Below are 24,466 nucleotides of genomic sequence, written 5' to 3' on the forward strand. Positions count from 1 at the left end.
CCGGTAAACTCCCCCGATGCTCACGATCACAACGATTGAAGCGGTGGCCCGCATCGGTGCCGCACTCGGCCTCGGCGCTGTCATCGGATTGGAACGCCAGTTCGGCAAGCATCCCGCGGGTTTTCGCACGATGACGCTTATTTCAATCGGGTCCGCCGCGTTCACGCTGCTCGTCATCGAAGTGGGCGCGGGAGCGAGCGGGATGCGCAGCGATTCCGCGGCACAGGCGACGAGCCGCGTCCTGCAAGGCCTGACGACTGGGATCGGCTTTCTCGGCGCCGGAACAATCGTGCGCGCCGACAAGGGAGTTCACGGCCTCACGACCGCCGCCGCGGTATGGTGCGTCGCCGCGATCGGGGCTGCCTGCGGTCTTGGCGAGATTCTTCTCGCGTCCATCGTGACCGGCGCCGCGCTCATCGCGCTGGTGGTTATGAAATTGCTCGAACGCCCGCTGCACTTGATCGGCCCGGCGAACAAGGACTCGGACGCACCGCATATGACCGGCGCGAGCGCACCGGGATCCGGAATTGGCAATCGGGCTTAGAACGGAACGCCGCCCACCGAATCGTCGCCTTCGTCCGCAGCGACTTCGGCCTCTCGCTCCGGACCGCCGCCGTCGCGATGGCTCTCGATCGGCCCCGTCTTTCGCCCCGGAGCAAAGGCCGAGCGCGGCGCGGCCTCGACAAATCCTGCCGCGGCAGAAACCGATTCGTATCCACCGGATGGCGGACCGGAATCAAAGCCACCTGCGAATTCCGGTGGTGGCTGCACGCCGGCGCCCGCGTAGTTGCGGAACCGCGTCGTCGTCGAATCCCACGTCAGACGCACGACGCCGGTCGGTCCGTTACGTTGCTTCGCGATGATCAGCTCGGCGACGCCCACCTTGTCCGGATTGTCGAGCGCCCAATCCGGATTCTGCGTGTGGTAATAGTCCTCGCGGTGCAGCAGGATCACGACGTCGGCGTCCTGTTCGATCGAACCCGATTCGCGCAGGTCGCTCATGCGGGGCTTGTTGCCCTCACGCTGCTCGCTGGCGCGGTTCAACTGCGACAGACAAATCACCGGTACGTTCAATTCGCGCGCGAGCGCCTTGATATTCCGGCTGATCGCCGAGACCTCCACCTGGCGGCTCTCTCGTGCAGCGCCCGGCGACGTGAGCAACTGCAAGTAGTCGATCATGATCGCCTTCACGCCGTGCTGCGCCACCAATCGCCGGGCACGCGCACGCAGCGCGAGCACCGTCATGTTCGGCGTATCGTCGACATAGAGCGGCGCCTTCGCCAGTTCATCACAAGCCGACAGCAGCTTGCGATACTCGCGATCGTTCAATTTGTGGCCACCGCGAAGATTCTGAGAAGGGATTCCGGAGCGCGCCGAGATCAATCGCTGCGTCACCGCGCTCTTCGACATTTCAAGACTGAACAAGGCGACCGGATTCGGGGCCGCCGAATACCCGCCCGATGAAACCCCGACGGCCATCTGCTCCGCGATGTTGAGCGCGAGCGCCGTTTTGCCCATGCTGGGACGCGCCGCGACGATGACCATTTCGCCGGGCTGCATCCCGCGCAGGAGATCATCGAGATCGATGTAACCGGTCGGCACGCCGCTGATGCCCTTGCCTTCCTGGCTCTCGATCCGATCGATTTCAAGCTGGAGCAAGTCCTTCAGCAACTGCGGATCCGCGAGCTGCTGCTGCTGCGCGATCTCGAAAACCGCCATCTCGGCCTTGTCGAGCACCTCTCGCGCGCCGTCCGGCCCGAGTTCGCCGGTGTGATACGCGTCGTACAAAATCGTCCCGGCGGCATCGATCAATTTCCGCAGCTTGGCCTTTTCCGCGACGATCCGGGCGTAGTGCGGCGCATTCACCGCGCTCGGAACGCTCTCGGCGAGCTTCACCAGATAGTCCGCGCCGCCGACGTTCTCGAGCTGGCCCTTGTCCTTGATCGATTCGACAATCTGAACGAGGTCACCGGAGTTGAACCGGTCGTACACCTCGACGATCGAGCGAAAAATCGTCGCGTGCGCCTCGGCGTAAAACTCCTCGGGCTTCCGCACCACCGCGAGCACATCGCTCAGCATCCGCGGGTCGAGAAGCACCGAACCGAGCAGGCTCATTTCCGCTTCGAGAGAGTGCGGAGGAAGGCGATCGAACAGCTTTTCCGTTGAGACCGGGGGCCGGCGCTCCCGCCACGGCTTGCCGCCGCCCCCCACACTCCCCCCGCCGCCTTCTTGTCCCTCGAAGCTGCTCATCGCCAGCACCGTAGCCCGCCATTCCGACGACTTGTACCAAGCGACAATCAATCCCCAGCAGTGTGCATAATTCGTCCCCCGTCCGCCCGCCGCTAGAGTTGGGAAATGTCAGAGCCCATCGATATCGCGGCGATTTTTTCTCCCCATAACACCCTGCCCGATAGTCTGCCGGCAGACCCCTGGCCGCTTTTTCGTGCCTGGTTCGACGATGCCGTCGCCAACAAGGTCACACCGAATCCAAACGCCTTTACGCTCGCGTGCCTCGACGAAGGCGGGGCGCTCACCGCCCGCATCGTGCTCTGCAAGAAAATCCTCGATCAGGGCGCGATCGTTTTTCATACGAATTACAACAGCCGCAAGGGCCGGGGCTTGACCAAGCACCCGCGGGCCGCGGCGGTCTTTCACTGGGACGCGCTGGAAAAACAGGTCCGCATCGAAGGACCGGTGGTGAAGAGTCCTGCGGAAGAGAGCGACGCGTATTTCAAGACCCGCGGCTGGGAAAACCGTCTCGGTGCATGGGCGAGCGATCAAAGCCAGCCGATCGCCTCGCGCGAAGAACTCTTGTTTCAGATCGCTGGTGTCATGGAAAAGCTTGGGATTTCCATCAAAGACATCATGGACAAGGGCGATGCAGTCGAGATCCCACGCCCTCCTCACTGGGGCGGATGGCGGCTCTGGGCGGAACGCGTCGAATTGTGGCTAGGCGGACCCGGAAGAGTGCATGATCGTGCGGAATGGACTCGCACGATCGAGCCCTCGGACATTCCCGCGGAATTCCGCTGCGGCAAGTGGAAATCAACTCGCTTGCAACCCTGACGCGGGGCGTTAGCGCGACACCGAAAGGTCCACGAGTTTTCGCTGGCGGATGTGCTCGCTCCCCAGTTGACCGCAAGCGCCCATCAGGTCGCGCCCCTTGGTGCGCCGGCGCTTGGCGTACACACCGAGTTCGATCAATCGCGCGAGGAACCGATCAACGTTCTCTTCCGTCGGAGCCGGCCACGGAGAAACGCGGCGCGGGTTGTACGGAATGAGATTGAGCAGCGTGCGCGGCGTGCTCGCGTTCTTCCGCGCGCGATAGTCGCTGTTAATCGGCGCCAGAAACTTGGCGATCCGCGTCGCATCGTCGTCGCTGTCGTTCACCCCGGGGATCAGCACGTATTCAACGCACAGCTTGCCGCCGCCATAGACCGGGAAGCCGATCAGCGCTTTCTGAAGTTCCGAAAGATTCCAGCGCCGGTTGATCGGCATGATTTCCGAGCGAATGTCGTCCGACGCGGCGTTGAGCGATATCGCGAGGTTTAGCCGGTGCCAGCCGTCCTTGCGAATGTGATCGGCCAGGCGCGCGATGCCGTCGACGCGACCGACTGTCGAGATCGTGATCTTGGAAATCGGAATCGACGGCCCACGATGATCGCGCAGCACGTCGATCGCTCCCAGCACGTTGTCGAGATTGTCCATGGGCTCTCCCATGCCCATGAACACGATGTTGCGCACCGGTCCTTCCAGACCCTGAGGAGTGACGACCGGTTCGGGGATGTCCGCGTGCTTCAACAAATGCGTCGCGGCGTACCACTGCTGCACGATCTCCGCGACCGAAAGCGACCGGATAAGCCCCATCTGTGCCGTCTCACAGAATGTGCAACCCATCGCGCACCCGACCTGAGAAGAAACACAAAGCGTGTAGGTGCGCACACGCCGCTTGCCGATCATCGGAATGAGCACGCTCTCCGTCCGCAACATCTCGACTTGCCCCGCGAGCTTCGACTCCGAAGCGGGCACTTCCTGCGTGAACTTGAAGATTCTGCCTTCCGCCCCTTCGTCGATCACGACGCTCGCGATCCGCGCAACCTCGCCACCGGCCGCCTCGCCCCGCCAGAAGAACGATCGATACTGCTCCAGTGCGCCCGGACGCGCCGTGCCGTGTTCCTTTGCACGCAACACGAACGACTCGGCGGCGTGGCCGAGCGGACAGGGCCTTGATTTCTCGGAAGTATCAGACACGACGAAGTTTATCGCTCTTCTTCGTGCCGGAGGATGAGCGTCAAGAACGGTCGCGACTGTCCGCCCGATTCGGCGTGCACGCACGTCGATCCGCGGATTCGACAAGCCCCGCGTGGCGGCACGGAGCGGGCGTGATCTCCGCACGGTGATGCCGGATCCGGTCGCCGCCGAGCGCGATCTCTCTGTGCAGCACCTCGCGATAGTGTCTCAGCCGCACCTCCGGATCATTCAGCGTTTCGCCAAAGGTCCGATTCGGATCGTTGTAAATGAGATCCACGGGCAATTCGCGCACCCGCAGACCGTGTGCCGCGGCTCGCGCCCAAAGCTGCATCGGGAATGCATAGCCGTCTTCGGACAGCTCGAGTCGCGACATCGCCGAAACCCGGTGGGCCTTGAAGCCGCAGAACGAATCGGTCAAGGTCATTCCGAGACGCCGCGAAAGAAGCTTGTTGATTTCTTCGGTCATCAGACGGTTGATGCGTCGGCGATCGCCGGGCGCCATCGCCAGCGCTTCGGGAGTTGATTCCCGCAGATATCGGCTGCCGCTCACGATGTCCGCGTCGTTCCGTTCGATCGCGTCGAAGAACTCGGGCAATCGCTCGGGCTCGTGCTGCTCGTCTGAGTCCATGGTGATGACCCAGTCGTACCGCTCGGAGGCCGCAAACCGAAACGCATCGATGAGCGAACGACCGTACCCGCGGTTCACACAGTGCCGGATAACGTCCACCGGCAGCGACGCCAGCAGCGACGCCGAGTCGTCGGTTGAGCCGTCATCGACGACGAGAACGTTCCCCGCGTGCTCGAGCACGCGATCAAGCACGGCCCGTATATGCCTGGATTCGTTGTAGACCGGAATCGCGACCAGTGTCCGCAAAATATCACCTCCCAGTCACTTCCAAGCCGCCACGCTTCCCAGCTCTGCCGCACCGGCCCGGATCGGCATCAACCATTCGATGATCACCTCGCCGCAACGGATACATGCGCCGGAATCGGGAGGTTCCTTTGTACGCCGGAACAGAGGCAGATAACTCCGCAAAAAGAAAAACCGGCCGCCCGTGCAGGGCGGCCGGTGAGACAACTCGTTCGGACCGCGCGAGAGTCTTCACCCTCGCGGCTTGATCAGAGCAGTATCAGCTCAGAAGAGGAGCTGGAACTGAGCCCGGATCGCGACTTCGCCGGCCTTCGGGCCACCGAGGACGCCGGCGTTCGTGTCAGGAGCAGCAACGGTGCTGCCCGGAACGAACTGGCCCGTGCCCGCGTTACCCTGGAAGTTGATCGCCTGCAGGTTCTGGCTCTTGTTCAGACCGATGACGACATCGGCGCTGATCTTGGCCGTCTGCGATTCGGGGAAGAGGTAGTAGTTCACGCCGAAGTCAATGAAGTTCCACGTGCGCGGGCTCACTGTGCCGCCGCCCTGGGCTGCGCCCAGCGAGTTGTTGGCGTAGAGGCCGTCGTAACGACCGAAGATTTCGATCTGCTGCGTGGCGAACCAGCCACCCTGGATCTGCCAGCCGTAGCTGTTCAGATTCGCGCCCGCGCCCGCGATGGTGTTGAGCGTGCGAGCATGGCTGCCGATGAACGCGCCGTACAAGTTCCAGCCGTTGCCCTTCACCTGGCCGTCGATCGTCCAGAGGAGGTAGTTGGCCTGGTTCAGGTTGACCTGAGCGTCACCCGGGGTGCCGGTCTTGCCGCCCTGCTGCCAGTTGATCGCACCGCCGAGGAACGCGGCGAACTGGCTGTTCTGCCAGCTGCTGAACTGGTTCCACTGGTTCCAGTCGCCGGCGAACTTGCCGTCGATGCGGAGCGTCACGGCGTAGTCCGACTCGTTGGGGTTGTTGTAGTCCGTGTTCGCCGAGCGCCAGCCGTCGCTGAACGCACCGAGGACGCGGAACGAGTCGGCGGTGTAGCCGACCTGGATGCCCTGGCTGCGCTGCTGACGGTACACGTTCGTCACGAACGAGCGATCGATCGACTGCTGGTAGCCGTCACCGATGAGGTCTTCGGTGAGGATGGGCAGCTTGAACTGACCGAAGCGCACGTCCCAGTTGTTGTCGAACGCGTACTTGATGTAGGCGTCTTCGAGCTGGAAGTTGCCGTTGTTCGAGTTCTGGAGGTAGTCGCCCGCCGGATTCGGGTTATTGAATGTTGTGTTGCTCGAGGCCGAAGAGAAATTGCCTTGGATGTAGTACGTCAGTTCGGGCGAACCGGCCATACCGGCGAAGTAGATCTGCGTGCGGGGCAGGCTGAAGCCGATCGTGGCCTTGTCCTGACCGGTCACGCCGCCGCCCGAAGCCGGAGTCGGCGTCGGGAGGTTCGTGTCGGTGGTGTTGCCGCTGCGGAAGTCAGCGGTGTAGCGGAACTGGATCAGTCCGCCGATCCGCATGCTGAAGTTGCCCGAACCATCGGTGATGGTCAGGCCCTGGCTCGCCTTGCCGGCGGCGAGGCTCGTGCGACCCGCGGCGTCCGCCGTGAGCTCGGCGTTGTACGCGCGGCTCGTGTCGGACGACTCTGCGCCCATCGCTGTGCCCGCAAGGCCCAGCGCCGCGCCAGCGATAAAGAACATCTTGCTCGTGTGACCCATCTCGTAAGACTCCTTGTTCCCGGACGAGCCGTCTCAAAGCTCGCCCATCTTTCAAGTCCGAACGAAAGAGAGGCCCCAAGGCCAGTCTTCCGGACCACGCAATCCTGAGTCGCGGAACGACCACAACTCTTCCGATCGTCGAATCGCCTCCAGGCTTCGAGCCGCTCCGCGGCTCTCTTCGACGATCAGTCCCCACCTCCAACGCACTTCGAATCGTGGGACATACTCCCGGAATCCGAGCCGGGTGGGACTTGAACAGTACCACCCGTATATTAGCAAGTCCAAACTCTCTTCGACTTTTTCGGTCGTATGCCCCCCCTGACCAATTGTTTTCGCACCTCCGTTTTTGACTTCTGCTCAATCTTGATGCCAAACAAAATCCTTTAATCGGCAGGATCGGCATTCTTCGCGCAGTCTCAATACTCCTTTCCAGCCATCTCGGTCCCTCCTGCGTTACGCTGCTCCGGCCTTTATTCCGCGTTCGCAAATTGTTGGGATCACCGAAATGTCCGATCGACCACACATTCTGATCGTTGAAGACGAACGCGATCTCAGCGATTTGCTGGTGTACAACCTCAAGCGGGCCGGTTATTCGACCGCGACCGCGGCAGCGGGAAGGTCGGCGCTCGATGCCGTCAGCAAGCACGCACCGGATCTCATCCTCTTAGATGTCATGATTCCGGAATTGCCCGGGACCGAAGTCGCAGCGCGCCTTCGCGCCGAGCCAGCTTCGGCCTCCATCCCCATCATCATGCTCACCGCAAAGGGGGAAGAAACCGACCAGGTCGTCGGCCTCAAGCTCGGCGCCGACGACTACGTCACCAAGCCTTTCTCAATGAAAGTACTCCTCGCCCGAATCGAGGCGTTGCTCCGGCGCAGCGGCAGACTCTCGGGCGAACGCGGGATCATGAGGCTCGGTCCCATCGAGATCAACACCGATACACACCAAGCCGCCCTGCACGATCTCCCGATCAAACTCACGCTCACGGAATTCCGGATTCTGGCCTCGTTGGTCCAGGCGAGTGGACGCGTCCTCTCGCGCAACGCGCTCATGACACGCGCGATGGGGCCGGGAGTGACCGTCACTGAACGCACGATCGACGTGCACGTGACCAGCATCCGAAAGAAACTCGGTGATTCCGCGCACATCGTCAAGACCGTGCGGGGAGTCGGGTATCGCTGCTCTCTCGCGGTCGAAGATGATGCGCCATCCGATCTGGATGCCGCGGCTTCCTGACCCGGACGCTCTCCTTCTTCTTTCTACGATTCAAGATGCCACCGCGCCGCCCAAGCCCGGGCTCACTTCGAGATGTCGCCATCCTGTGCGCGGGCGCCGCGGCAACCGGCATCACGGCGTACTCCGGTTTTTCGAGTACCCTCTCGCTCACACTCGGAATCGCGACGGTCGCCTGGACGACCCGGGCGATTCTGGCACGAAGATCTGAAACGGATTGGGCCGGCCCGCCTGCGACGCTTCCTGTGCGGCGCGGCCGAGGAATCAGTCCGCCATCCGGCGCGAACCCGCCGCGCGACTCCGCCGCCCAAGCGGGCGCCGACCTGCACGCTGCCGCAAACGCCAGTGACGATCTGCTGCTGCTCGTTTCCGCAGATGCAACGGTGCTTTCCGCGAATACCGCCGCGAGCGAATTCTTCGGCACGGGAGGAGTCGGCCTCATCGGGCGCTCGATCGAAGACTTGCTCCCGCAGACCGAGATCATCGAACTCTTCGAGTCGGCCCGCACCGAGCAGCGTCGCGAGACAGAAATTGCCATAACCGGTCGTGATGCCCGGCGCGTGTTTCGCGTAATTGGGGCGCCGCTGGCTCAGGAGCCGCGGGACCGGCCCCGATCGATTCTGCTTTCGTTCCGGGATATCACAGAATTCCAATCGGCGCTCCGGCTCGGCGGGGAATTTGTCGCGAGCGTGAGCCACGAACTCCGCACGCCTCTGGCATCGATCAAAGCAGCGCTCGAGACACTGGAGCAGTCGGTCCACGACGATCCGGAAATGACGGACAAGCTCCTCGCGATGATCGACACCAACGTCAACCGATTGGAAGCACTGACGGCGGATGTGCTGCGTCTCTCGCAGCTCGAGTCTTCGGGACAAGCGCCAGAGTTTGCGGAAGTCGAAGTGCGGCCGGCCGTGGATTCGATCGGCGTACTTCTCGACCCGCTGCTGAACGAGCGCCGCCTCAGTCTGGAACTCGACCTCGCTCCGGAGCTCGCCTGCATCCGCACCGACCCGCGGCTGTTCGAGCTGATTCTCAAGAATCTGCTCGAGAACGCCGGCAAGTTTGCGTTTGAGAGCACCAGGATCCGAATTGTTGCGCGCACGGGAGATACGCCCGATTCAACCGAATGGCGCATCATCGACCGCGGAGTCGGCATTCCAATTCATCATCAGGCACGAGTCTTCGATCGTTTCTATCAAGTCGATGCCGCGCGAACGGGCACGTCCAAGCGTCGAGGAACCGGGCTGGGTCTGGCGATCGTGCAGAACGCCGTGCGTGCGCTCGGCGGCTCCATCCGCGTCGAATCGGTCTGGCAGCAGGGCACCACCATGATCGTTGAATTGCCGAACAGCCGGGTGCTTAGTTCCCCCAGCCCCCCCAACTCGAAGGAAGCGGTTTCGTCGTGAACGGCCCGACGAGATCCCCCAGCCTGAATCGGATGTCATCGATCAATTCGCGCTCACGACGCGAATCGCCGAATCTTCCCACTTTGACCTCCAGTGTCATCGCGATCGGGCCTTCCTGACTCAGGCGAATCGAAGGATCCGGTGGGCTACTGCGCGTGACGGTGATGGTGACCGGCTCGCTCGAAACGGTCAGAAGATCGAATTCGAGCGTCGTCGGATTTGGTTGCGACTCGGTCAAGACTGTCATTTCTCTGTGCTGCGATGCCGCCAGCACGGAGGCGTTGACATCATCCCAGTCTCCTGTCGCGACCGAAGTTGTTCCTGAAATTGTGAAGAAGCCCTTGCTGCCGCCGGATGTCGAACAACCAACCAGGCACGCCCCCTGAAAAGCAGAAAATAGTCCGATAACGAAAAAAGAACTTGCGGCGATTGGACTGATACGCGGCACGACTTGCTCCGATGCTGATGGTGTGATGAACCCGGATTCACCGGGAAGGGCCTTCCACGCCCCTTAGACTTTATCAAGCAGCCTACCACCGTCCGGGTCTTCTCGATCGGATGCACCCCGTTTTCCCGATCCCTCGACGGGTTGCCATCGGAATGGATCGCCTTGCCGCAGTCCGACCGCATTGAAATCGCAGTTCGCGTACCCACCGGCGCTCGACGCGTCAGCGTGGTGGGATCGTCGGAACGGAACCTCAAGATGCTCCGAGAAGCGCTCGGAGTAAGCATCACGTCGCGCGACTCGACGGTGTACGTTCGAGGAGATCGATCACCTGTTTCGATCGCCCGCCGCGTGCTGGAAAAGCTCGGGGAAATGAACGGCGAGAGTTCCGCCCTCAGCCGCCAGGAAGTTCTCAACCTGATTTCGGATGAAACGGTCGCAGAGGACCGCCGGGCCAAGTCCGGCTCGAACGGCACGCTCGACGACCCGACAGTCGCGGGACCCTCGCTCGAAGAGTGGGACGGACGGCTGGCCGTGTTCTCGGCGGGCCGACCCGTCAGACCAAAGACCTCCAACCAGCAGGCTTACGTCGAGGCAATCCGCGATCACGATCTGGTGTTCTGCGTGGGGCCGGCGGGAACGGGCAAGACATACCTGGCTGTGGCCGCCGCGGTCCATCTGCTCAAGACAGATCGCTGCCGCAAATTGATTCTGGTGCGCCCCGCCGTCGAGGCCGGCGAAAAACTCGGCTATTTGCCGGGGGATCTTCAGGCGAAGGTCAATCCCTACCTGCGTCCGCTGCTCGACGCGCTTCACGACATGATGGACTTCGGCACGATCCAGCGATTCATGGCGAGCGATGTCATCGAAGTCGTTCCCCTGGCATACATGCGCGGACGCACGCTGAACAACGCCGTGATCATTCTGGACGAGGCGCAGAACACGACCAAGGGACAAATGAAGATGTTCCTGACCCGGCTCGGCCATGGAAGCAAGATGATCGTGACCGGGGACACGACGCAGATCGACCTGCCCGATCCGCGCGAGAGCGGCCTGATCGATGCCGCACGGCGACTGTCGCGAACGCCGGGAATCGGGTTTTCGCAACTCACGAAGCTGGACGTCGTGCGCCATCCGATCGTTCAAAGGATCATCGAGGCGTACGGCGACGACGCCGCGGGTTCCGCGGCGCACCTGAACGGAGAGAAAGCCTGATGCCGCAGGATTCGGGAAAGCCGTCTTCCCGCGCCGAATTGATCCGGCAGCGCCACCGCGCCTCGTCGCGGCTGCTGGATTCCATCGGATCCGCGCTGTCTCCGCTGTTTGCGACGCCCCGCATCACCAACGCGATCCTCGTCGCGCTGTGCTTCGTGCTCGTTGCGACGGCGCTCGCGGTCTGGGCGCGCCGGCAGCCGATGGTCGCGGTCAACAGGGTGATGAACGACACGCGTCTCGTCCGCGTGCCGCTCGCGATCGAGGACCTCGAAGCGACCAAGACCGCGCGCGAAGCGGCGCGCCAGCGCACACCACGCATATTTGCGGCAGACATGGCGGCGCTGCAGGAACTCAAGAGCTCGCTGGAAAATCTGCCTCGCACGCTCGCGCGGGTGCAATCGCTCGATCAGGTCGAACCCGGGATCCGAGAGCAGTTCGCATTGACCGCGGATTCGCTCGCCGCGGTGAAGAGCGAGGCGGTCAACGGCGAGCCATCCGCCCAGTGGGTCGCGATGGTCGGCGAGCTGATGAAGGGTCTTCGCGGCATGCCCATTCTGGATGCGGGCACCTGGCAGCGCGCAACCCAGGAAGGGCTGCACACGCAGATCACGCTGACGTTTGAGGAGCCCACCTCGAAGAAAACGGCGATTGTCGAAGGCGTATCCCGACGCGAAGTCATGAACCTGGGCGACCCCGTTCACCTTCGCCAGACCGTCAACTCACTCGCGCGGGAAGCCGGTTTTTCCGCCGCCGTGCGCCCGGTCATCGTCGAGCGCATCGCCCAGCTGACAAAGCCGACCTTCCGCCTCGACGGCAACGCGACGGCGCTCGCGCAGGACGCCGCGGCGAACGCGGTCAAGCCGGTTATCGCAGAAAGCCCGGTCGGCCAGGTGATCTTCCGGCGGGGCGACACGCTCAAGGAGTCGGAACTCAGCCTGTTCCAAGCCGAGATGGTCGCGTTCGAGCGCGACGCCGAGAAATGGCGGGTCTGGCTGCGCGACGGCGCCATCGCCACCATCGTCACGGCGATCACGCTCGCGATGATCGCGTACACCGCGCTCTTTGCTCAGCGCATCCGCAGGAGCAGCGGCCGGATCATCGGTGTGTGCGCGCTGCTCGCATCCGCGCTCGCGATCGCCGTCATCGGCACGGCCCTCAAGCCCGAACTCGCCCCGACGCTTTCGGTTCTGCCGACGCTCATGGTGGCGATCGTGCTCTGTATCGCCTACGACCAGCGCGTCGCGCTCGCGTTCGGCGTGCTGCAGGGGCTGCTCGTTTGCCTCGCCCTCAACCAGAGCGCGGGCTCCTACGCCGTGATCCTGCTCGGCGTCTGCTGCGCCGTCTTCATGCTGAAGGACCTGCGCGATCGCGCCACCGTCATCCGCATGTCGCTCGTCACGGGGCTGGCCGTCGGCCTCGCGACCGCGCTGGTCGGGTTCATCGAGCGTCCGCTCGGCACCGCGGCGATCTGGCAGGTCACCTGGGACTCGATCACGGCCGGCATGGCCACGGTCGCGCTCGGTGGCTCGCTCCTCTTCTTCCTTCCGACAATCGAGCGCCTGTTCGATATCACGACAGGCATGACCCTCATCGAACTCCGCGACCCCAAGCAGCCCCTGCTGCGCGATATGCAGATGCGCGCCCCCGGCACCTACAACCACAGCCTCGCGGTCGCCAACATCGCCGAATCCGCCGCCGACGCGATCGGCGCCAACGGGCTCCTCGCCTATGTCGGCGCTCTCTACCACGACATCGGGAAGATGAACAAGCCCGAGTACTTCGTCGAGAATCAGGGAGGCGGACCCAACAAGCACGACAAGCTCACCCCGGCGATGAGCCTGCTCGTCGTCGTCGGTCACGTGAAAGACGGCATGGAAATGGCGCGCGCCTTCGGCATCCCCCGCTCCATCCAGCATTTCATCGAGAGCCATCACGGAACCACACTCGTCGAATTCTTCTATCACCGCGCCCGCAAGCGCGCGCTCGAACAGGCCAATCGCGAAGGGCTCGATGAACAGGACGTGCACGTCCCCGACGAGATCGAATACCGTTACCCGGGCCCCAAACCTCAGACGCGCGAGGCCGCGATCCTCATGATCTGCGACGCCGTCGAGAGCGCCGCACGCGCCCTCTCCGATCCCACCCCCGCCCGCCTCGAAGCACTCGTCCAGACCATCGTCAACAAGCGTCTGCTCGACGGACAGTTCGAAGATTGCGAGATCACACTCCGCGATCTCTCGCGCATCGCCGAGAGCGTCGCGCGCACCCTGTCCGGGATCCATCACACCCGGATCGATTACCCCGAGCCCGCGGCGGTCGAACCCAAGACCGGCACCGCCAAAGCAGTCTGATCACGCGCGTTCATCGCGTTCTCAAAACTTCCAGCCGAGCATCACAAAGTAGTCGATGTCGTTGCGCCGGCTGCCCGGACCGGGGTTCGAGTCGTACCGATCTTCGAACCCCGCGTGCAGGTTCAACCCCAATTCCGGATCAACGAGGATCTTCAGGCCCGCGCTCGAGTTGATGCGGTACTGGCTGAGCTCCGACATGTCCGGCAGATACGTCACGTGCGCATACACCGACGTGCGCTCCGAGAGCTTGTGCTCGAGATCAATCCCCAGGACTCCTTCCGGAGTCCAGCTCTCGTCGGCGCCGCCCCACCGCTTGCTCGCGCCCGCACCGACTCGACCGATCAGCCTTGTCTTCTCGTCCTCGATGAACGCGTATCCGAGACCGGTACCCAAAGTCAGCCGGTGACGCCAATCCTGAAAATCGTCGTACTCATAGAGCGCCGTCGCGAACCACCGCCACCGCGAGGTCTCGGAGAATCGCTGATCATGATTGATCCCCGCGACAAAGCGGTTCGCCGTCACGTCGCCGCCTTCGGCAGAATGTCGATACGTCAGGTTGAGCTCGGTCGATGCCAGCCCGATCTTGCGCGCAAGATCGAACGCGGCACGCATGTTGAAGTTCTCGGTGTTGCCGTCCGAGCCGCTTAGTCCGAGCTCAACCGCGCCGCTCCAGCCCTCGGGCAGACCCAGAAAATTCTTCTTCGATTTCGGCGCAGCCGCCGCTCCCTCGCCCGTATCTGCGACCGCGGCATCTTCCGCCTGCTGCGTCGAAATCTGCTGCGCTTCGGCCTTCGGCTCCGTCGCCGGCGATGCGGGCGCCTGCTGCTCCGCGGGAGGAGGTGACGCCGGCTTGTCCTGGGCAGCGACTCGGGGCACGCCCGCCATCAGGGTGCCGACGAAAACAAGGAAAAAGATCACCTTTCTCATGCAAACCTCCAGAATGGGTGGCGGGCGGCATGTCCTTGCCGCACCGGCGAACGGAGCAAAAACGTCTGAGCGTCCGCGGGCAGCCTCGACTGTGAAGCGGAGCGCTCAGACGGCGCCCGGTTCGCCGTAATGTTCGGAGAGTACGCGCCGCCAATCATTGAGATTGGTGACACGCACAACTTTCTGTTTCACGCGCTCACGATCGGGATGATGCGCACTGAACCGCACCCCGAACTTTCTCATCAGCCGCGCTGCATGCTTCTCGCTCCACGTCGGCGTCCCGTCCGGCGAAACGGTCGGTGATCCCGGCCTCATCGCGCCGTTCACCGCGACCAGCAGACGGAAGTGTTCGTCGAGCACCGCGCGCTGCTCCGCGATCGTCGGCGGGCGCGCCGGTTCACCTCGCATGAGCGCCCGCGCCTGCGCGAAGATCCACGGGTTGCCGATGCACCCGCGCGCGACGCTCACGCCGCTCACGCCCCCGTACTTCATCATCAGAAAAATATCTTCGGCGCGCCACACATCGCCGGAGCCGAAAAAAATCTTCTCCGGGTGCTTTGCCCGCAGCTCGCGGAAGAACGTCCACCGACTCGGGCCGACGTATCTCTGTTCAACCGTGCGCGCGTGAACCGTCGCCCACGCATACCCCATCTCGTACGCCGCACTGAAAATCCGCTCGAAGTTCTCCGCCATCTCAGGCGTGTCGTCGAACGCGCGCCGGAGTTTCACGGCGCACGGAATCTCCTTCGGAACCGCCTCGCGCACCGCCTCGAGAATCCGGATCGCGCCCTGCGGCTCGGCCAGCCAGTGTCCGCCCCGCGCCTTGCTCTTGATCTTCTTCACCGGACACGCGAGATTGACATCGATCACCTGGAAAGAGGTGTCGAGGTTTCGAGGAGGCGAGGTGTCAAGAGAAGAACCGCCGCGAACTTGGCATTTGGTTTCACCCTCGGCGCCTTGATACCTCGGCACCTTGACACCTTGGAATCCGCCCGGCAACCGCAGATGCTCGCCCGGCTCCGGAAATTTTCCATCGACGTACGCAAGCTCCCGGTACGCGCGATCGTTCCGCGCGCCCTGTTCGATCATCTTCAGCGCCGCCGCGGCCATCTCGCGCGGGTCGCTCCCCATGATCTGCCCCGCCAGCGGATGATCCTCATCCCCGCCGGGCACGTTGTCGGCGATCTCGCCCAGGTCCGCCTTCGCAAATCCTCGCCCGCCCGCGAGCAACGTCCGATCGAGCAGCGCCTCGGTCACGCAGAACGGGCAGCCGTGCCGCCTCGCGATGATCCGCATCGCGGCATCGCTGTACCCCGCAAGCCCCGCCTGAAAAAAGGGCGCATCAAACCCTGGCACGAGCTCCGGGATGCGCGGGTCGATTCCTGTCCCGCCGTGCGCGCTCGCGATTTCGGCCGCCGCGCCGCGCGCATCGATCGATTCGATCCCCGGCGCGATCGCCGGCGAGGGAGCCGTCGCGTTGCCTCCCACGTCGCACGATGCGAGCGATTCCTCCGCACCTTCGCACGCGAGTTCGTCCGAAACCCTTGCCGCGTGCGTGCTCATCCGGACGCCTCGATCGTGAGCGCTTCACCGGTCTCGATCGTGCCCTCCGCAAGCACCCGCGCGTACAACCGCGAACTGCCCGGGTGCAGATCCTGCTTGACCCGCGTGAATTGCAGATCGCGGAACGAGTCGCGGATATTCGAACACGGATTGCAGAAGGAAACGATCTCGAGTCGAACACCACCGGCGAAGGCAAGCCGAGCGCCCGGCGCGAGACTCGCCCACTCTTGCGTCGTCATTCCCGCCAGCGTCAGGTTTTCGCCGATCGTCCCGGGAGAAATCGGATGCCCCTCCGCCCGCAGTTTCTCGATCAGCGACAGCGGAAAGAGGCACACCGCGCGATCCGGTCCGCCGTGATGCTTCCGGTCGCGCTGCCAATCACCTTCGACGCCTTCAACCAGAACTCGGGCGGAAGCGACGGGCAGCTTCGGCACGCCTCCCTTGGAAACACTGATCTGGTGGACCGACGGCGCCATACCGAATTGTTCGCGCTCTCGACGCGGCTTTCGCGGCGCGCTCCGAGCGGGTACTCTCTGGCGGAATCATGAAGACCGCCCGGTGCGCCAACTCAATGCTCCTGCCCCCGCTGCTCGTCGCTGGTTTGGCCGCAATGTTGTCGGCCTGCGGTTCGGTTCCTCCCGTGGACTACGCACGCCCGTATCCGAAGGAGCTTCCCGCCGGACCCACGATCGACGTCCAGGTCTTCCGGCGCTCGAAGACACTGGACTTCACGAACACCACCGCTTCGCCTCTGGGTCCGGGAACAATCTGGCTCAATCGCCGCTTCAGCCGACCCATCACCACACCGATCGGAGTCGGCCAATCGGTTTCCCTGCCGCTTCGGGAATTTCGCGATGAGTTCGGGGAACCGTTCCGCGAGGGCGGATTCTGGGCGTCCGACATTCCAGACCCTGTCGTGCTCTGCCAGGTCGAACAAAGCCCGGCCCCCGGCGCCTCGGAGGATGCCAAGCCGATCATCATCGGGCTGGTCACCGTCCAGAGCTTTGCCGACGAATAGACGGCACGCCGCAACCCCGCCGATGATTCTCCGAACATTCTCCTAGAATTTGGCGCTCAAGTAGGGTCGGTTTCGAAACGAATCGGGTGTGGCGACCGTAGAACCGAACGCGAGAGCATCCCCGAAGGGGACCACGCCGGGAAACGGTCGGGAAGGACGAGCCATGCAACACGTCAAGGACGCGGTCCGGGCGGCGTCAATCAGGTTGTTCATCGTCGGATTCATCGCCCGCTTCGCGACGCTGATCACGCTCGCGATCGTCGCGCTCTTCATCGCCACGCTGCTCGATCGCCTGCTCGGCGTCGCGATCAACTGGAAACTCTCCCCTTGGGTTGCGTTCGGCATCGCCTTCGCCGCCGCGTTCATCTGGTCCATCGCCAAGCGCCACCGTGAAATCGCCGCGGCACGTGTCCTCGATGAAAGGGCCGGGCTTCGCGAATCGCTCTCGACGGCGCTCTGCGTCGAGAAGAACAGCGATTCGTGGGCAAAGGCGGTCGTCTTGAGCGCGGAAGAAAAGGCAAAAAAACTTCGCGTCGCGCACGCGATTCCGATCGAAGCTCCGCAGCGCTGGTACGTGCCAGTCTTCGCGGCGCTCTGCGTCGGCATCCTCTGGATGAGCCTCCCCCGCTACGACCTGCTCGGCTTGCTCGCCAAGCGCCACGAAGCGCAGGATCACCAGCAGGAGATCGTGCAGGTCAAGGCCGAAGTCAAAGCCAAGGAAGACAAGCTCGCCGAGATGCTCGCGAAAGCCGGCGTCGAGATGAAAAAGGAAGGGCAGGACGACGCCACGACCGGAAAGCCGCCGACCGAAGTGAATCCTGATGAGATCCGGCGCGCCGCGGTGAAGAAGCTCACCGACGTGAACGATCGCCTGAATCAACTGCAGTCCGGCGAGCGCCAGCAGCAACTCAAGAGCCTCCAGGATCAACTCAAGCAGCTCAAGCAGCCGGGCCCCGGTCCTCTCCAGGAACTTTCACGCAATCTCGCCAAGGGCGACTTCTCGAAAGCGCAGGAGAATCTCGCGGAGCTCCAGAAGAAGCTCGAAGACTCCTCGCTTTCTCCGCAGGAAAAAGAGCAGGTCAAGGCGCAGTTCGACGGGCTCGCCAAGCAGCTCAAAGACCAGGCTTCCAAGCAGGAAGAACTGAAGAACCTGATGCAGCAGGCCGGAGTTGACAAGAAGACCGCCGAGCAGCTCGCCAAGCAGGCCGCGCAGAATCCCGAGGCCGTGAAGAAGGCTCTCGAGCAGATGAAGAACATGTCGCCCGAGCAGCAGAAGAAGATGATCGAGTCGGCGATGGCGATGTCGAAGTCGATGGGCCAGTGCGAGAACATGAGCCAGTCCATGAACCAGATGGCTCAGAGCATGTCGAAGGAAGGAATGAGCGAGGCCGGCAAGCAGGCGATGCAGCAGCTCAGCCAGCAGATGAGCGAGATGGAGCAGATGGCCCAGGAAGCCCAGGCGCTCCAGGCCGCTGCGAGCGAAGCGAAGCAGCAGCTCAAGGAAATGGGCGGCAAGTGCGAAGCCGAAGGCGAGTGCGACGGCTGCAAGAACGGGGGCGATTGCAAGGGCGGCAATTGCAAGAACGCCAAGAACGGGTTGTGGCGCGAGGGAGATACCAACAGAAACGGAAGCGGCTCCGGCGGCCCCGGCCGCGGCGACGGAAAGAGCCCCGAGCAGCTGGCCGCCGACTACCGCACCGAAAAGCGCAAAGCCAACAGCAACACACAGGGCGGCCCGATCATCGGAACGCGCCTTGTGTATGGAGAGCAGGTGCGAGGCGAGTCCGCGGCAGAGTTCGCGTCGGCGGTCGAGACGGCAAAGGGTTCCGCCGCCGAAGCACTCGAGGCCATGCGCGTGCCGCGCGAGTATCAGGAAGCCGTCAAGACCTATTTCGGCACGCTCGAGAAGAAAGCCGTGGACGCCGCCGCCAAGCCCGCCACGGAGTCGGGCGCCAAGCCTGATCCGAAGCCCGCGGACTCCAAACCGGAGGCGCCGAAGCCTTCGGGCACGTAATCGGGCGCGTACGAATCGAGCATGAACGAACGTTCCGTGCAGTCCAACCGGCGGTGCATCAAGATCGCGATCGTCGCCGCGCTGGGCGGACTTGCGAGTTGCTTCCTCGCCGCTTGCGGGCGCGATTCAGCGAAAGCGAATGCTGCTCCCGAGAACAGGCTCGTTCTGTATGTCTCTGCCGATGATGCGCTCTTCCGGCCGATCGTCCGTTTGTTCGAAGAACAGACCGGCGCGAGGATCTTGATCGTCGGCGACACCGAAGCAACCAAAACGTTCGGCCTCGTTCGCCGGCTGATGGACGAAAAAGAATCTCCGAAGGCCGATGTCTTCTGGGCGAGCGAACCGATCGGGGTCATCCGGCTCGGTCAGTCCGGTGTTCTCAGGCCGATTCCGGCCTCGATCGATCCCTCGCAGCCTTTGTGGCTTCCGCTCGCGTACCGGGCGCGGGTGATCGCGTATCACACCGGACGATTCGAGAACGAAACTCCGCCGCGAAGACTCGGTGATCTTCTCAAACCAGAATTCATGGGAAAAATCGGCCTCGCCCGACCGCAGTTCGGAACGACGCGCACGCACATGGCGGCGCTCCTGACGCAATTCGGCGAAACGGAATACGAGGCGTTTGTCCGCGCGCTCAAAGCAAACGGTGCGCGCCTCTACGACGGCAACTCGATGGTCGTGCAGGCGATCGCGCAAGGAGAAATCAGCGCGGGTCTGACCGACTCGGACGATGTCGCCGCCGGCAAAGCCGAGAAATGGCCGGTCGACTTCCGCGGCGGCACGGCCGAACTCGACGCGAGCGCGCCTTCGCAAGGAGAAGGCGCGATACTCATGATGCCGCAGGTCGCGGCACTCGTCGCGCATCCATCCAAAGACTCGGACGCTTCCCGCGAGGCGCTCGCGCAGGACTTTGTGAGGTTCCTGTTGGCCGACCCTGTGCAGCGTTTGTTCGTATCGAGCGGTGCAGCGCTCAAAGGGGGTTGGCCGGCGCCGAGCGAACTTCAAACCGCAGGTCACGAAAGCCTGCCGGATTTCGCAAAGGTCGCCGCGAGCGAAACAAGGGCGGTCGAGATCTTCGAGCGCGTGTGGGCGGAGCCGTGAAGTTCGCTTCATGAAAATGAAACGGCGCCCGCTGAAAGCGATCACACTCCAAACCCGCTTTTCAGAAATCACCCGGAACATCAGGGTTTTTGTTGCAGTTTGATCTGCCCATGGTTAGCGTGCAGGAGCACCGCAATTCGCCGAAGCGCGAAGCCCTTGCGGGACCGCCGGCGCACGTGCGGGCCGGCTCGAACAGAAAGGAGTTGACCCATGATGCGCGCTTTCGCTGTCGCCGGACTTGTGTCATTGGCAGGACTCGCCGTCGCGGCTCCGCCGCTGGGCATCGTCACCTATCAGGGGCGCCTCACCAATGGCGGGGTCGCTGCGAATGGTGCGTTCAACCTGAATTTCCGGCTCTTCACCGCGCTGGTTGGCGGAACGGAGATTTGCAGCATCAGCCGGCCCGGCACGGCGGTCTCGAATGGCGTGTTCACGGTCGACCTTGGCACCGCCGTCATCGATGCCGCGGGCGGACCGGTCTACACCAATCTGGGAGATGTGCTCAAGGACAACGAGATCCTGTACGTGCAGACTGAAGTCAACGGCACCGCCGTGCTGCCCAGAACCAGGCTGAACTCCGCTCCATTTGCGATCAACGCGGATCGCGCGAACAGCCTTGGCAATACGACCGTGATCGATGAAAGCACGTGGATCGTCACCGGTTCGACGTCCGAGCTGACCATCGCCGGAAGCAACCTGCAGCTCCAGCTCGGCGACTCCGCCGCGGACGACGTGCTGCTGCAGGGAGCGCTCTTCATGCGCCCGAATTCGGGCGGCGACGCCGATCAGACGATCTATTTCTTCAACAACGGTTCCAACACCAGCGAATGGATCGGATGGGACGACTCGGACGACCGCTTTGAGGTGAGCGACGCGACCGCCTTCGGCAGCCCGATCGCCGTCGGAACATTGAGCATCGGCGCTTCGGAGTCGTTTAGCCGCTTCGGCTCCGGCACCCCGACTTCCAGCGGCATGAACAACGTCGGCGACGTCTACATCACGGACGATCTCGAGTGCAACAGCACGATCCTCGTGCAGGGGAACATGATGTTTCACTCGCAGGAAGCCGATCAGGACGGCGTCATCTACTTCCGCGAGGACGGAAGCGATACCGGCGAGAACTTCCGCTGGGACGACTCGGTCGATCGATTCGTCTTCTCCGACGGCATCCACATCCAGGGCAACATCACCGTCGAAGACCCCGACGGCTTCAGCGATATCCAATCCACCGGCGGCATCACGATCCGCATCGACACCGACAACAACGAGAGCGGCCCGAACGCAGGCGTCTTCGCCCTGAACGCCAACGCCGCCGAAATCTTCGGCACGCCGCTGATGCGGATGCAGAGCACCAACGAGGCGAATCTGGAACTCGACGCCGGTGTCACCACCAACGCCTTCGACTTTGCGGAAGCGTTCCGGCCGATCGAAGGACAGATGGACCTCGAGGCGGGTGATGTCGTCGCCCTTGCGATCGGCGGGCCGAACAGCGAGCACGTCGAGCGCAGCACACGCCCCGGTCAGGCCATGCTTCTCGGCGTCGTCTCCACCAAGCCCGCGTTTGTCTGCGGCATGGGCATCAGCGCCGTTCAGGATTCCGACTCCGAACTCTCGCGCCTGCAGGAAGAGATGTACTACGCCGGCGATCAGTGGGGCTTCAACGCGGTCGGCAACATGCTGCAATCGCGCGCCAAGCAAGAGTGGCGCCCCATCGCGATGCTCGGTCGGGTTCCCTGCAAGGTTGACACGGGCTACGGAGTCATCCGGGCGGGCGATCGACTCACCAGCAGCCCGACCCCCGGCCACGCCATGAGGCAGAACGGACCCGGCATGTCGCTCGGCATCGCGATGGAAGACGCGAACGAGCCCGGAAAGATTCTGGTGCTCGTGCGCCCGATGTGGTACGGCGGCTCTTCCGAAGACTTCGGAAACCTTGCCGAAAACCGCATTGAGATTCTCAACGCTTCTCACGCGTCGCCAGCGCAAAGCGCCGATTCCCTCCGAGTGAAAGAACTCGAAGCGGAAACGCGCGATCTGAAGGCGCGTCTCGCGGACCTCGAACGGCTTGTTTCGTCGCACATGCAGGGAGACCGCGTGCTCACCGCGCGCTGATCGGATTCGCACAATCAGGGCTTGCAAAGAAAAACCCCGCGCTCCGGCGCGGGGTTTTCATTCAGCCCCGCCCACGTCGCTCTCCCACTCTTCGATCGTGCGGGGCCAGTCGTCCTTCAGCAGGCGCGAGAGCGAGCGATCCGCGAGCACTTTCCCGCCGGTCTGGCAGGTCGCACAGTAGTTGGTCTCGTTTTCCGCGTGCACAATCCGCTGCACCGGACTGCCGCAGACCGGGCACGGCTTGCCGTACTTGCCGTGCACGGCGAACTCGGGGCGGAACGCGGTGATGTCGCCGACGCCGGGGAATCGGTCTTTGAATTGCGATCGCAACCGATCGGACCACTCCGAAAGCACCCTCTTCGCGCTCGCGCAGAGACGTTCAATTTCCTCCGCGCCGAGCGCACGGGTGAGCTTCACCGGGCTGAGCCTTGCCGCGTGGAGAATCTCGTCGCTGTAGGCGTTGCCGATGCCGCTGAACGCGCGCGGATCGGTAAGGCGGCGCTTGAGCGTGCGGTTCTCCAAAAGAAGCACGCTCGCGAACTCCGCCGGCGTGCACTTCAGCACATCGATGCCGCCACGATCTTCCGCTCGAAGCGCCGCTCGCCCCTGCAGGAGATGCAGCGAAGCCCGCTTCTTCGGGCTCGCTTCTGTCAGCAAGAGCACGCCCGAATCGCCGAAATCAAAGCTGGCGAGATCGATCCTGCCGCTCGGCCTCGCACCCGGCGCTTTCCACAGCAGCCTGCCCGCGATCATCAAATGCAACACGAGAAACAATTCGTCCGCGAGGCCCAGCACGATCCGCTTCCCGAGACGCTCGACTGAAACAACCTCTTTCCCCTCCGCTTCCTCGATCGGCGGCTCGAATGTTCGCAGCAGGAACGGACCTTTGATCGTGATACGCGAGAGCTCGCGACCGATCACCCGCGGCCGCAGCGCGCCGATGTACGCCTCGATGTCCGGAAGTTCGGGCACGATCCGAGCCTACCGCGCCGCGGCAATCCGAGTCATCACTGCGTCTTCGACTCGCCCGCATTCACGAGCGCGCGATCCGCGACGATACTGACCGGGATTACCGCTTCGCTCACGCCGCCGCCCACCCGATCGCGCACGATCACCTTCAGGCTGTACGGACCCACCGTCAGCGTCCGCGGCAATTCGATCATCTGCGTGATGAAGAAATCGCGGCGCTTGTTCCGCGACTTCTCGATCACCGTCTCTTCGGGCTTGCGCCACGCGAGCATGCTGCCGTCGGCGTTGTAGAGCCGCAGCTCCTGCGAGAGTTCGACCGACCAGCGGTCGCCGCCCGAATTCGCGCCGTCGCCCGCAAGATCGCGATACGCGTACTTCTCCACCTCGGTGTAGACGATCACGCGGTTGGATTGCCCCGCGAGAAACTGCGTTCCTTCGAACGGCTTGAACCGCCCGAACGCCTCCACCTTGCTGCACAGCTCGGCCCGTGCGATGTGAACGTTCTGAGCGCCGGAGAGTGCCTCCATGCTGCGCGCAAAGAGCTCGGCCACTCGCTGCGGATCGCCCGCCGACGCCGGATCTTTCGCGAGCGCCTCCAGCAGATCGCGCACCGAGTTGATTGCCGCCCGTTCCTTGTCCGTCAATTTATCGAGCGCGGGCAGCGAAAGCCCGTCGGTGTTGACGCCCTGTTCGCTCGCCGCCAGCATCTCGAGCATCGCGAGCGCGAGATACCTGGGCATCGCGCTCTCCGGATCATCCGCCCTGTCGCTGATCGCCCGGCGGAGTTCCGCTGCGAGCGCCTTCACCCGATCCTGCGTCGATTGTTCCGCCTTGCGTGCTTCGGCATTCAGCGACAGGCTCGGCGCCGGCGCCTCGGCTGACGCGGCGCTCTCGGCGGGCGCCGGAGCAGCCTCGGCTTCCACGGGCTTGTTTTCCGGCAATTCCGCGTGCGCGAGCCGCGCCTGCGCCAGCCGGCGCTCGCGCTCGGCCTGCGCTTGCTTCAATTCTTCCATGTCGATCGCCGAACGCTCGATGAACTTCTGCAGCTCTTCCTGCGTCGGCTGATCGCCGCGCGCCAGCGCGTTGAGACCGGCGTTCACATCGCTCGGCTTGTTCGCCTGCGCCTTCTGTTCGCCGGATCCCGCGCAGCCGCCGATCCACGATGCCGCGGCAATTGCACCACCCGCCATCAAGACTTTGAGTTTTGCTTCGCGCACGCGCACACACTCCGCCAAGGCTCCGCACCGAATTCCCTCTCCCGCCCGAATGCAAAGCTCGC

At 63.3% G+C, this 24,466-nt stretch carries 20 protein-coding genes; 10 read left to right on the top strand and 10 right to left on the bottom strand.

Annotated elements, in window-relative coordinates; genetic code table 11:
* Positions 1 to 16 precede the first annotated feature (16 nt).
* Positions 17 to 544 carry an MgtC/SapB family protein gene (locus KF691_15195; protein ID MBX3390793.1) on the top strand — a complete coding sequence of 176 codons (528 nt, stop codon included), beginning with the start codon at positions 17 to 19 and terminating at the stop codon, positions 542 to 544.
* On the opposite strand, the gene dnaB is transcribed toward KF691_15195, so the two are convergent.
* Positions 541 to 2,250 (bottom strand): replicative DNA helicase, encoded by a 1,710-nt coding sequence (gene dnaB / locus KF691_15200; GenBank protein MBX3390794.1) that lies wholly within the window; start codon positions 2,248 to 2,250, stop codon positions 541 to 543. The genes KF691_15195 and dnaB overlap by 4 nt on opposite strands.
* 105 nt (positions 2,251 to 2,355) lie before the next feature.
* Here dnaB and pdxH point away from each other — a divergent pair, with 105 nt between their 5' ends.
* A complete protein-coding gene (pdxH, locus tag KF691_15205) occupies positions 2,356 to 3,066 on the top strand; it encodes a pyridoxamine 5'-phosphate oxidase (GenBank protein ID MBX3390795.1) in 711 nt (236 codons plus the stop codon).
* 9 nt (positions 3,067 to 3,075) lie between these two features.
* On the opposite strand, the gene KF691_15210 is transcribed toward pdxH, so the two are convergent.
* The 3 genes from KF691_15210 to KF691_15220 form a co-directional block, all read right to left on the bottom strand.
* Positions 3,076 to 4,251, bottom strand: a complete 1,176-nt coding sequence (locus KF691_15210; GenBank protein MBX3390796.1) for a 23S rRNA (adenine(2503)-C(2))-methyltransferase RlmN — start codon at positions 4,249 to 4,251, stop codon at positions 3,076 to 3,078.
* Between the two features lie 40 nt (positions 4,252 to 4,291).
* Complete coding sequence (locus KF691_15215) at positions 4,292 to 5,125, bottom strand: glycosyltransferase family 2 protein (GenBank protein MBX3390797.1); 834 nt, start codon at positions 5,123 to 5,125, stop codon at positions 4,292 to 4,294.
* Positions 5,126 to 5,386: 261 nt separating this feature from the next.
* On the bottom strand, positions 5,387 to 6,832 hold the full coding sequence (locus KF691_15220; GenBank protein MBX3390798.1) for a hypothetical protein: 1,446 nt from the start codon (positions 6,830 to 6,832) through the stop codon (positions 5,387 to 5,389).
* A gap of 505 nt (positions 6,833 to 7,337) precedes the next feature.
* Between KF691_15220 and KF691_15225 the strand changes: the two genes are divergently transcribed.
* Together KF691_15225 and KF691_15230 are read left to right on the top strand one after the other, a co-directional pair.
* The gene (locus KF691_15225) at positions 7,338 to 8,069 is read left to right on the top strand and encodes a response regulator transcription factor (protein MBX3390799.1); all 732 of its coding nucleotides are present in this window, start codon (positions 7,338 to 7,340) and stop codon (positions 8,067 to 8,069) included.
* Between the two features lie 35 nt (positions 8,070 to 8,104).
* Positions 8,105 to 9,472: a PAS domain-containing protein gene (locus KF691_15230; protein ID MBX3390800.1), complete on the top strand. Its 1,368-nt coding sequence runs from the start codon at positions 8,105 to 8,107 to the stop codon at positions 9,470 to 9,472.
* Here KF691_15230 and KF691_15235 read toward each other — a convergent pair.
* The gene (locus KF691_15235; protein ID MBX3390801.1) at positions 9,426 to 9,920 is read right to left on the bottom strand and encodes a hypothetical protein; all 495 of its coding nucleotides are present in this window, start codon (positions 9,918 to 9,920) and stop codon (positions 9,426 to 9,428) included. The genes KF691_15230 and KF691_15235 overlap by 47 nt on opposite strands.
* A gap of 255 nt (positions 9,921 to 10,175) precedes the next feature.
* On the opposite strand from KF691_15235, the gene KF691_15240 reads away from it, so the two are divergent.
* On the top strand, positions 10,176 to 11,132 hold the full coding sequence (locus tag KF691_15240) for a PhoH family protein (protein MBX3390802.1): 957 nt from the start codon (positions 10,176 to 10,178) through the stop codon (positions 11,130 to 11,132).
* Positions 11,132 to 13,483: an HDIG domain-containing protein gene (locus KF691_15245; protein ID MBX3390803.1), complete on the top strand. Its 2,352-nt coding sequence runs from the start codon at positions 11,132 to 11,134 to the stop codon at positions 13,481 to 13,483. Before KF691_15240 ends, KF691_15245 begins: the two co-directional genes overlap by 1 nt.
* Positions 13,484 to 13,504: 21 nt before the next feature.
* Here KF691_15245 and KF691_15250 read toward each other — a convergent pair whose 3' ends face one another.
* From KF691_15250 to KF691_15260, 3 genes are all read right to left on the bottom strand, one after another.
* A complete protein-coding gene (locus tag KF691_15250) occupies positions 13,505 to 14,410 on the bottom strand; it encodes a DUF481 domain-containing protein (GenBank protein MBX3390804.1) in 906 nt (301 codons plus the stop codon).
* Positions 14,411 to 14,515: 105 nt separating this feature from the next.
* Entirely contained in the window at positions 14,516 to 15,973 is a 1,458-nt protein-coding gene (locus KF691_15255; protein MBX3390805.1) for a tRNA-dihydrouridine synthase family protein, read from the bottom strand.
* On the bottom strand, positions 15,970 to 16,449 hold the full coding sequence (locus KF691_15260; protein MBX3390806.1) for an MOSC domain-containing protein: 480 nt from the start codon (positions 16,447 to 16,449) through the stop codon (positions 15,970 to 15,972). The genes KF691_15255 and KF691_15260 overlap by 4 nt, the downstream gene beginning before the upstream one ends.
* Positions 16,450 to 16,517: 68 nt before the next feature.
* Here KF691_15260 and KF691_15265 point away from each other — a divergent pair, with 68 nt between their 5' ends.
* The 4 genes from KF691_15265 (at position 16,518) to KF691_15280 (ending at position 22,218) form a co-directional block, all read left to right on the top strand.
* Positions 16,518 to 16,991, top strand: coding sequence for a hypothetical protein (locus KF691_15265; GenBank protein MBX3390807.1), 474 nt, complete (start codon positions 16,518 to 16,520; stop codon positions 16,989 to 16,991).
* Positions 16,992 to 17,154: 163 nt separating this feature from the next.
* Positions 17,155 to 19,005: a hypothetical protein gene (locus KF691_15270; protein MBX3390808.1), complete on the top strand. Its 1,851-nt coding sequence runs from the start codon at positions 17,155 to 17,157 to the stop codon at positions 19,003 to 19,005.
* A gap of 21 nt (positions 19,006 to 19,026) precedes the next feature.
* Positions 19,027 to 20,106 carry an extracellular solute-binding protein gene (locus KF691_15275; GenBank protein MBX3390809.1) on the top strand — a complete coding sequence of 360 codons (1,080 nt, stop codon included), beginning with the start codon at positions 19,027 to 19,029 and terminating at the stop codon, positions 20,104 to 20,106.
* 210 nt (positions 20,107 to 20,316) lie between these two features.
* Positions 20,317 to 22,218: a hypothetical protein gene (locus KF691_15280; GenBank protein MBX3390810.1), complete on the top strand. Its 1,902-nt coding sequence runs from the start codon at positions 20,317 to 20,319 to the stop codon at positions 22,216 to 22,218.
* A gap of 57 nt (positions 22,219 to 22,275) precedes the next feature.
* Here KF691_15280 and KF691_15285 read toward each other — a convergent pair whose 3' ends face one another.
* Both KF691_15285 and KF691_15290 read right to left on the bottom strand, forming a co-directional pair.
* Positions 22,276 to 23,190 (bottom strand): hypothetical protein, encoded by a 915-nt coding sequence (locus tag KF691_15285; GenBank protein ID MBX3390811.1) that lies wholly within the window; start codon positions 23,188 to 23,190, stop codon positions 22,276 to 22,278.
* A gap of 35 nt (positions 23,191 to 23,225) precedes the next feature.
* Positions 23,226 to 24,404, bottom strand: coding sequence for a hypothetical protein (locus KF691_15290; GenBank protein MBX3390812.1), 1,179 nt, complete (start codon positions 24,402 to 24,404; stop codon positions 23,226 to 23,228).
* Positions 24,405 to 24,466 lie beyond the last annotated feature (62 nt).

Source organism: Phycisphaeraceae bacterium (assembly GCA_019636555.1).
In the GTDB taxonomy this organism is placed as follows: Bacteria; Planctomycetota; Phycisphaerae; order Phycisphaerales; family UBA1924; genus JAFEBO01.

Excerpts from the sequence above, each read along its gene's own strand:
- KF691_15195 (MBX3390793.1), top strand. The coding sequence starts at position 17 with ATGCTCACGATCACAACGATTGAAGCGGTGGCCCGCATCGGTGCCGCA.
- dnaB (MBX3390794.1), bottom strand. The coding sequence starts at position 2,250 with ATGAGCAGCTTCGAGGGACAAGAAGGCGGCGGGGGGAGTGTGGGGGGC.
- pdxH (MBX3390795.1), top strand. The coding sequence starts at position 2,356 with ATGTCAGAGCCCATCGATATCGCGGCGATTTTTTCTCCCCATAACACC.
- KF691_15220 (MBX3390798.1), bottom strand. The coding sequence starts at position 6,832 with ATGGGTCACACGAGCAAGATGTTCTTTATCGCTGGCGCGGCGCTGGGC.
- KF691_15225 (MBX3390799.1), top strand. The coding sequence starts at position 7,338 with ATGTCCGATCGACCACACATTCTGATCGTTGAAGACGAACGCGATCTC.
- KF691_15230 (MBX3390800.1), top strand. The coding sequence starts at position 8,105 with ATGCCACCGCGCCGCCCAAGCCCGGGCTCACTTCGAGATGTCGCCATC.
- KF691_15240 (MBX3390802.1), top strand. The coding sequence starts at position 10,176 with ATGCTCCGAGAAGCGCTCGGAGTAAGCATCACGTCGCGCGACTCGACG.
- KF691_15245 (MBX3390803.1), top strand. The coding sequence starts at position 11,132 with ATGCCGCAGGATTCGGGAAAGCCGTCTTCCCGCGCCGAATTGATCCGG.
- KF691_15250 (MBX3390804.1), bottom strand. The coding sequence starts at position 14,410 with ATGAGAAAGGTGATCTTTTTCCTTGTTTTCGTCGGCACCCTGATGGCG.
- KF691_15255 (MBX3390805.1), bottom strand. The coding sequence starts at position 15,973 with ATGAGCACGCACGCGGCAAGGGTTTCGGACGAACTCGCGTGCGAAGGT.
- KF691_15260 (MBX3390806.1), bottom strand. The coding sequence starts at position 16,449 with ATGGCGCCGTCGGTCCACCAGATCAGTGTTTCCAAGGGAGGCGTGCCG.
- KF691_15265 (MBX3390807.1), top strand. The coding sequence starts at position 16,518 with ATGAAGACCGCCCGGTGCGCCAACTCAATGCTCCTGCCCCCGCTGCTC.
- KF691_15270 (MBX3390808.1), top strand. The coding sequence starts at position 17,155 with ATGCAACACGTCAAGGACGCGGTCCGGGCGGCGTCAATCAGGTTGTTC.
- KF691_15275 (MBX3390809.1), top strand. The coding sequence starts at position 19,027 with ATGAACGAACGTTCCGTGCAGTCCAACCGGCGGTGCATCAAGATCGCG.
- KF691_15280 (MBX3390810.1), top strand. The coding sequence starts at position 20,317 with ATGATGCGCGCTTTCGCTGTCGCCGGACTTGTGTCATTGGCAGGACTC.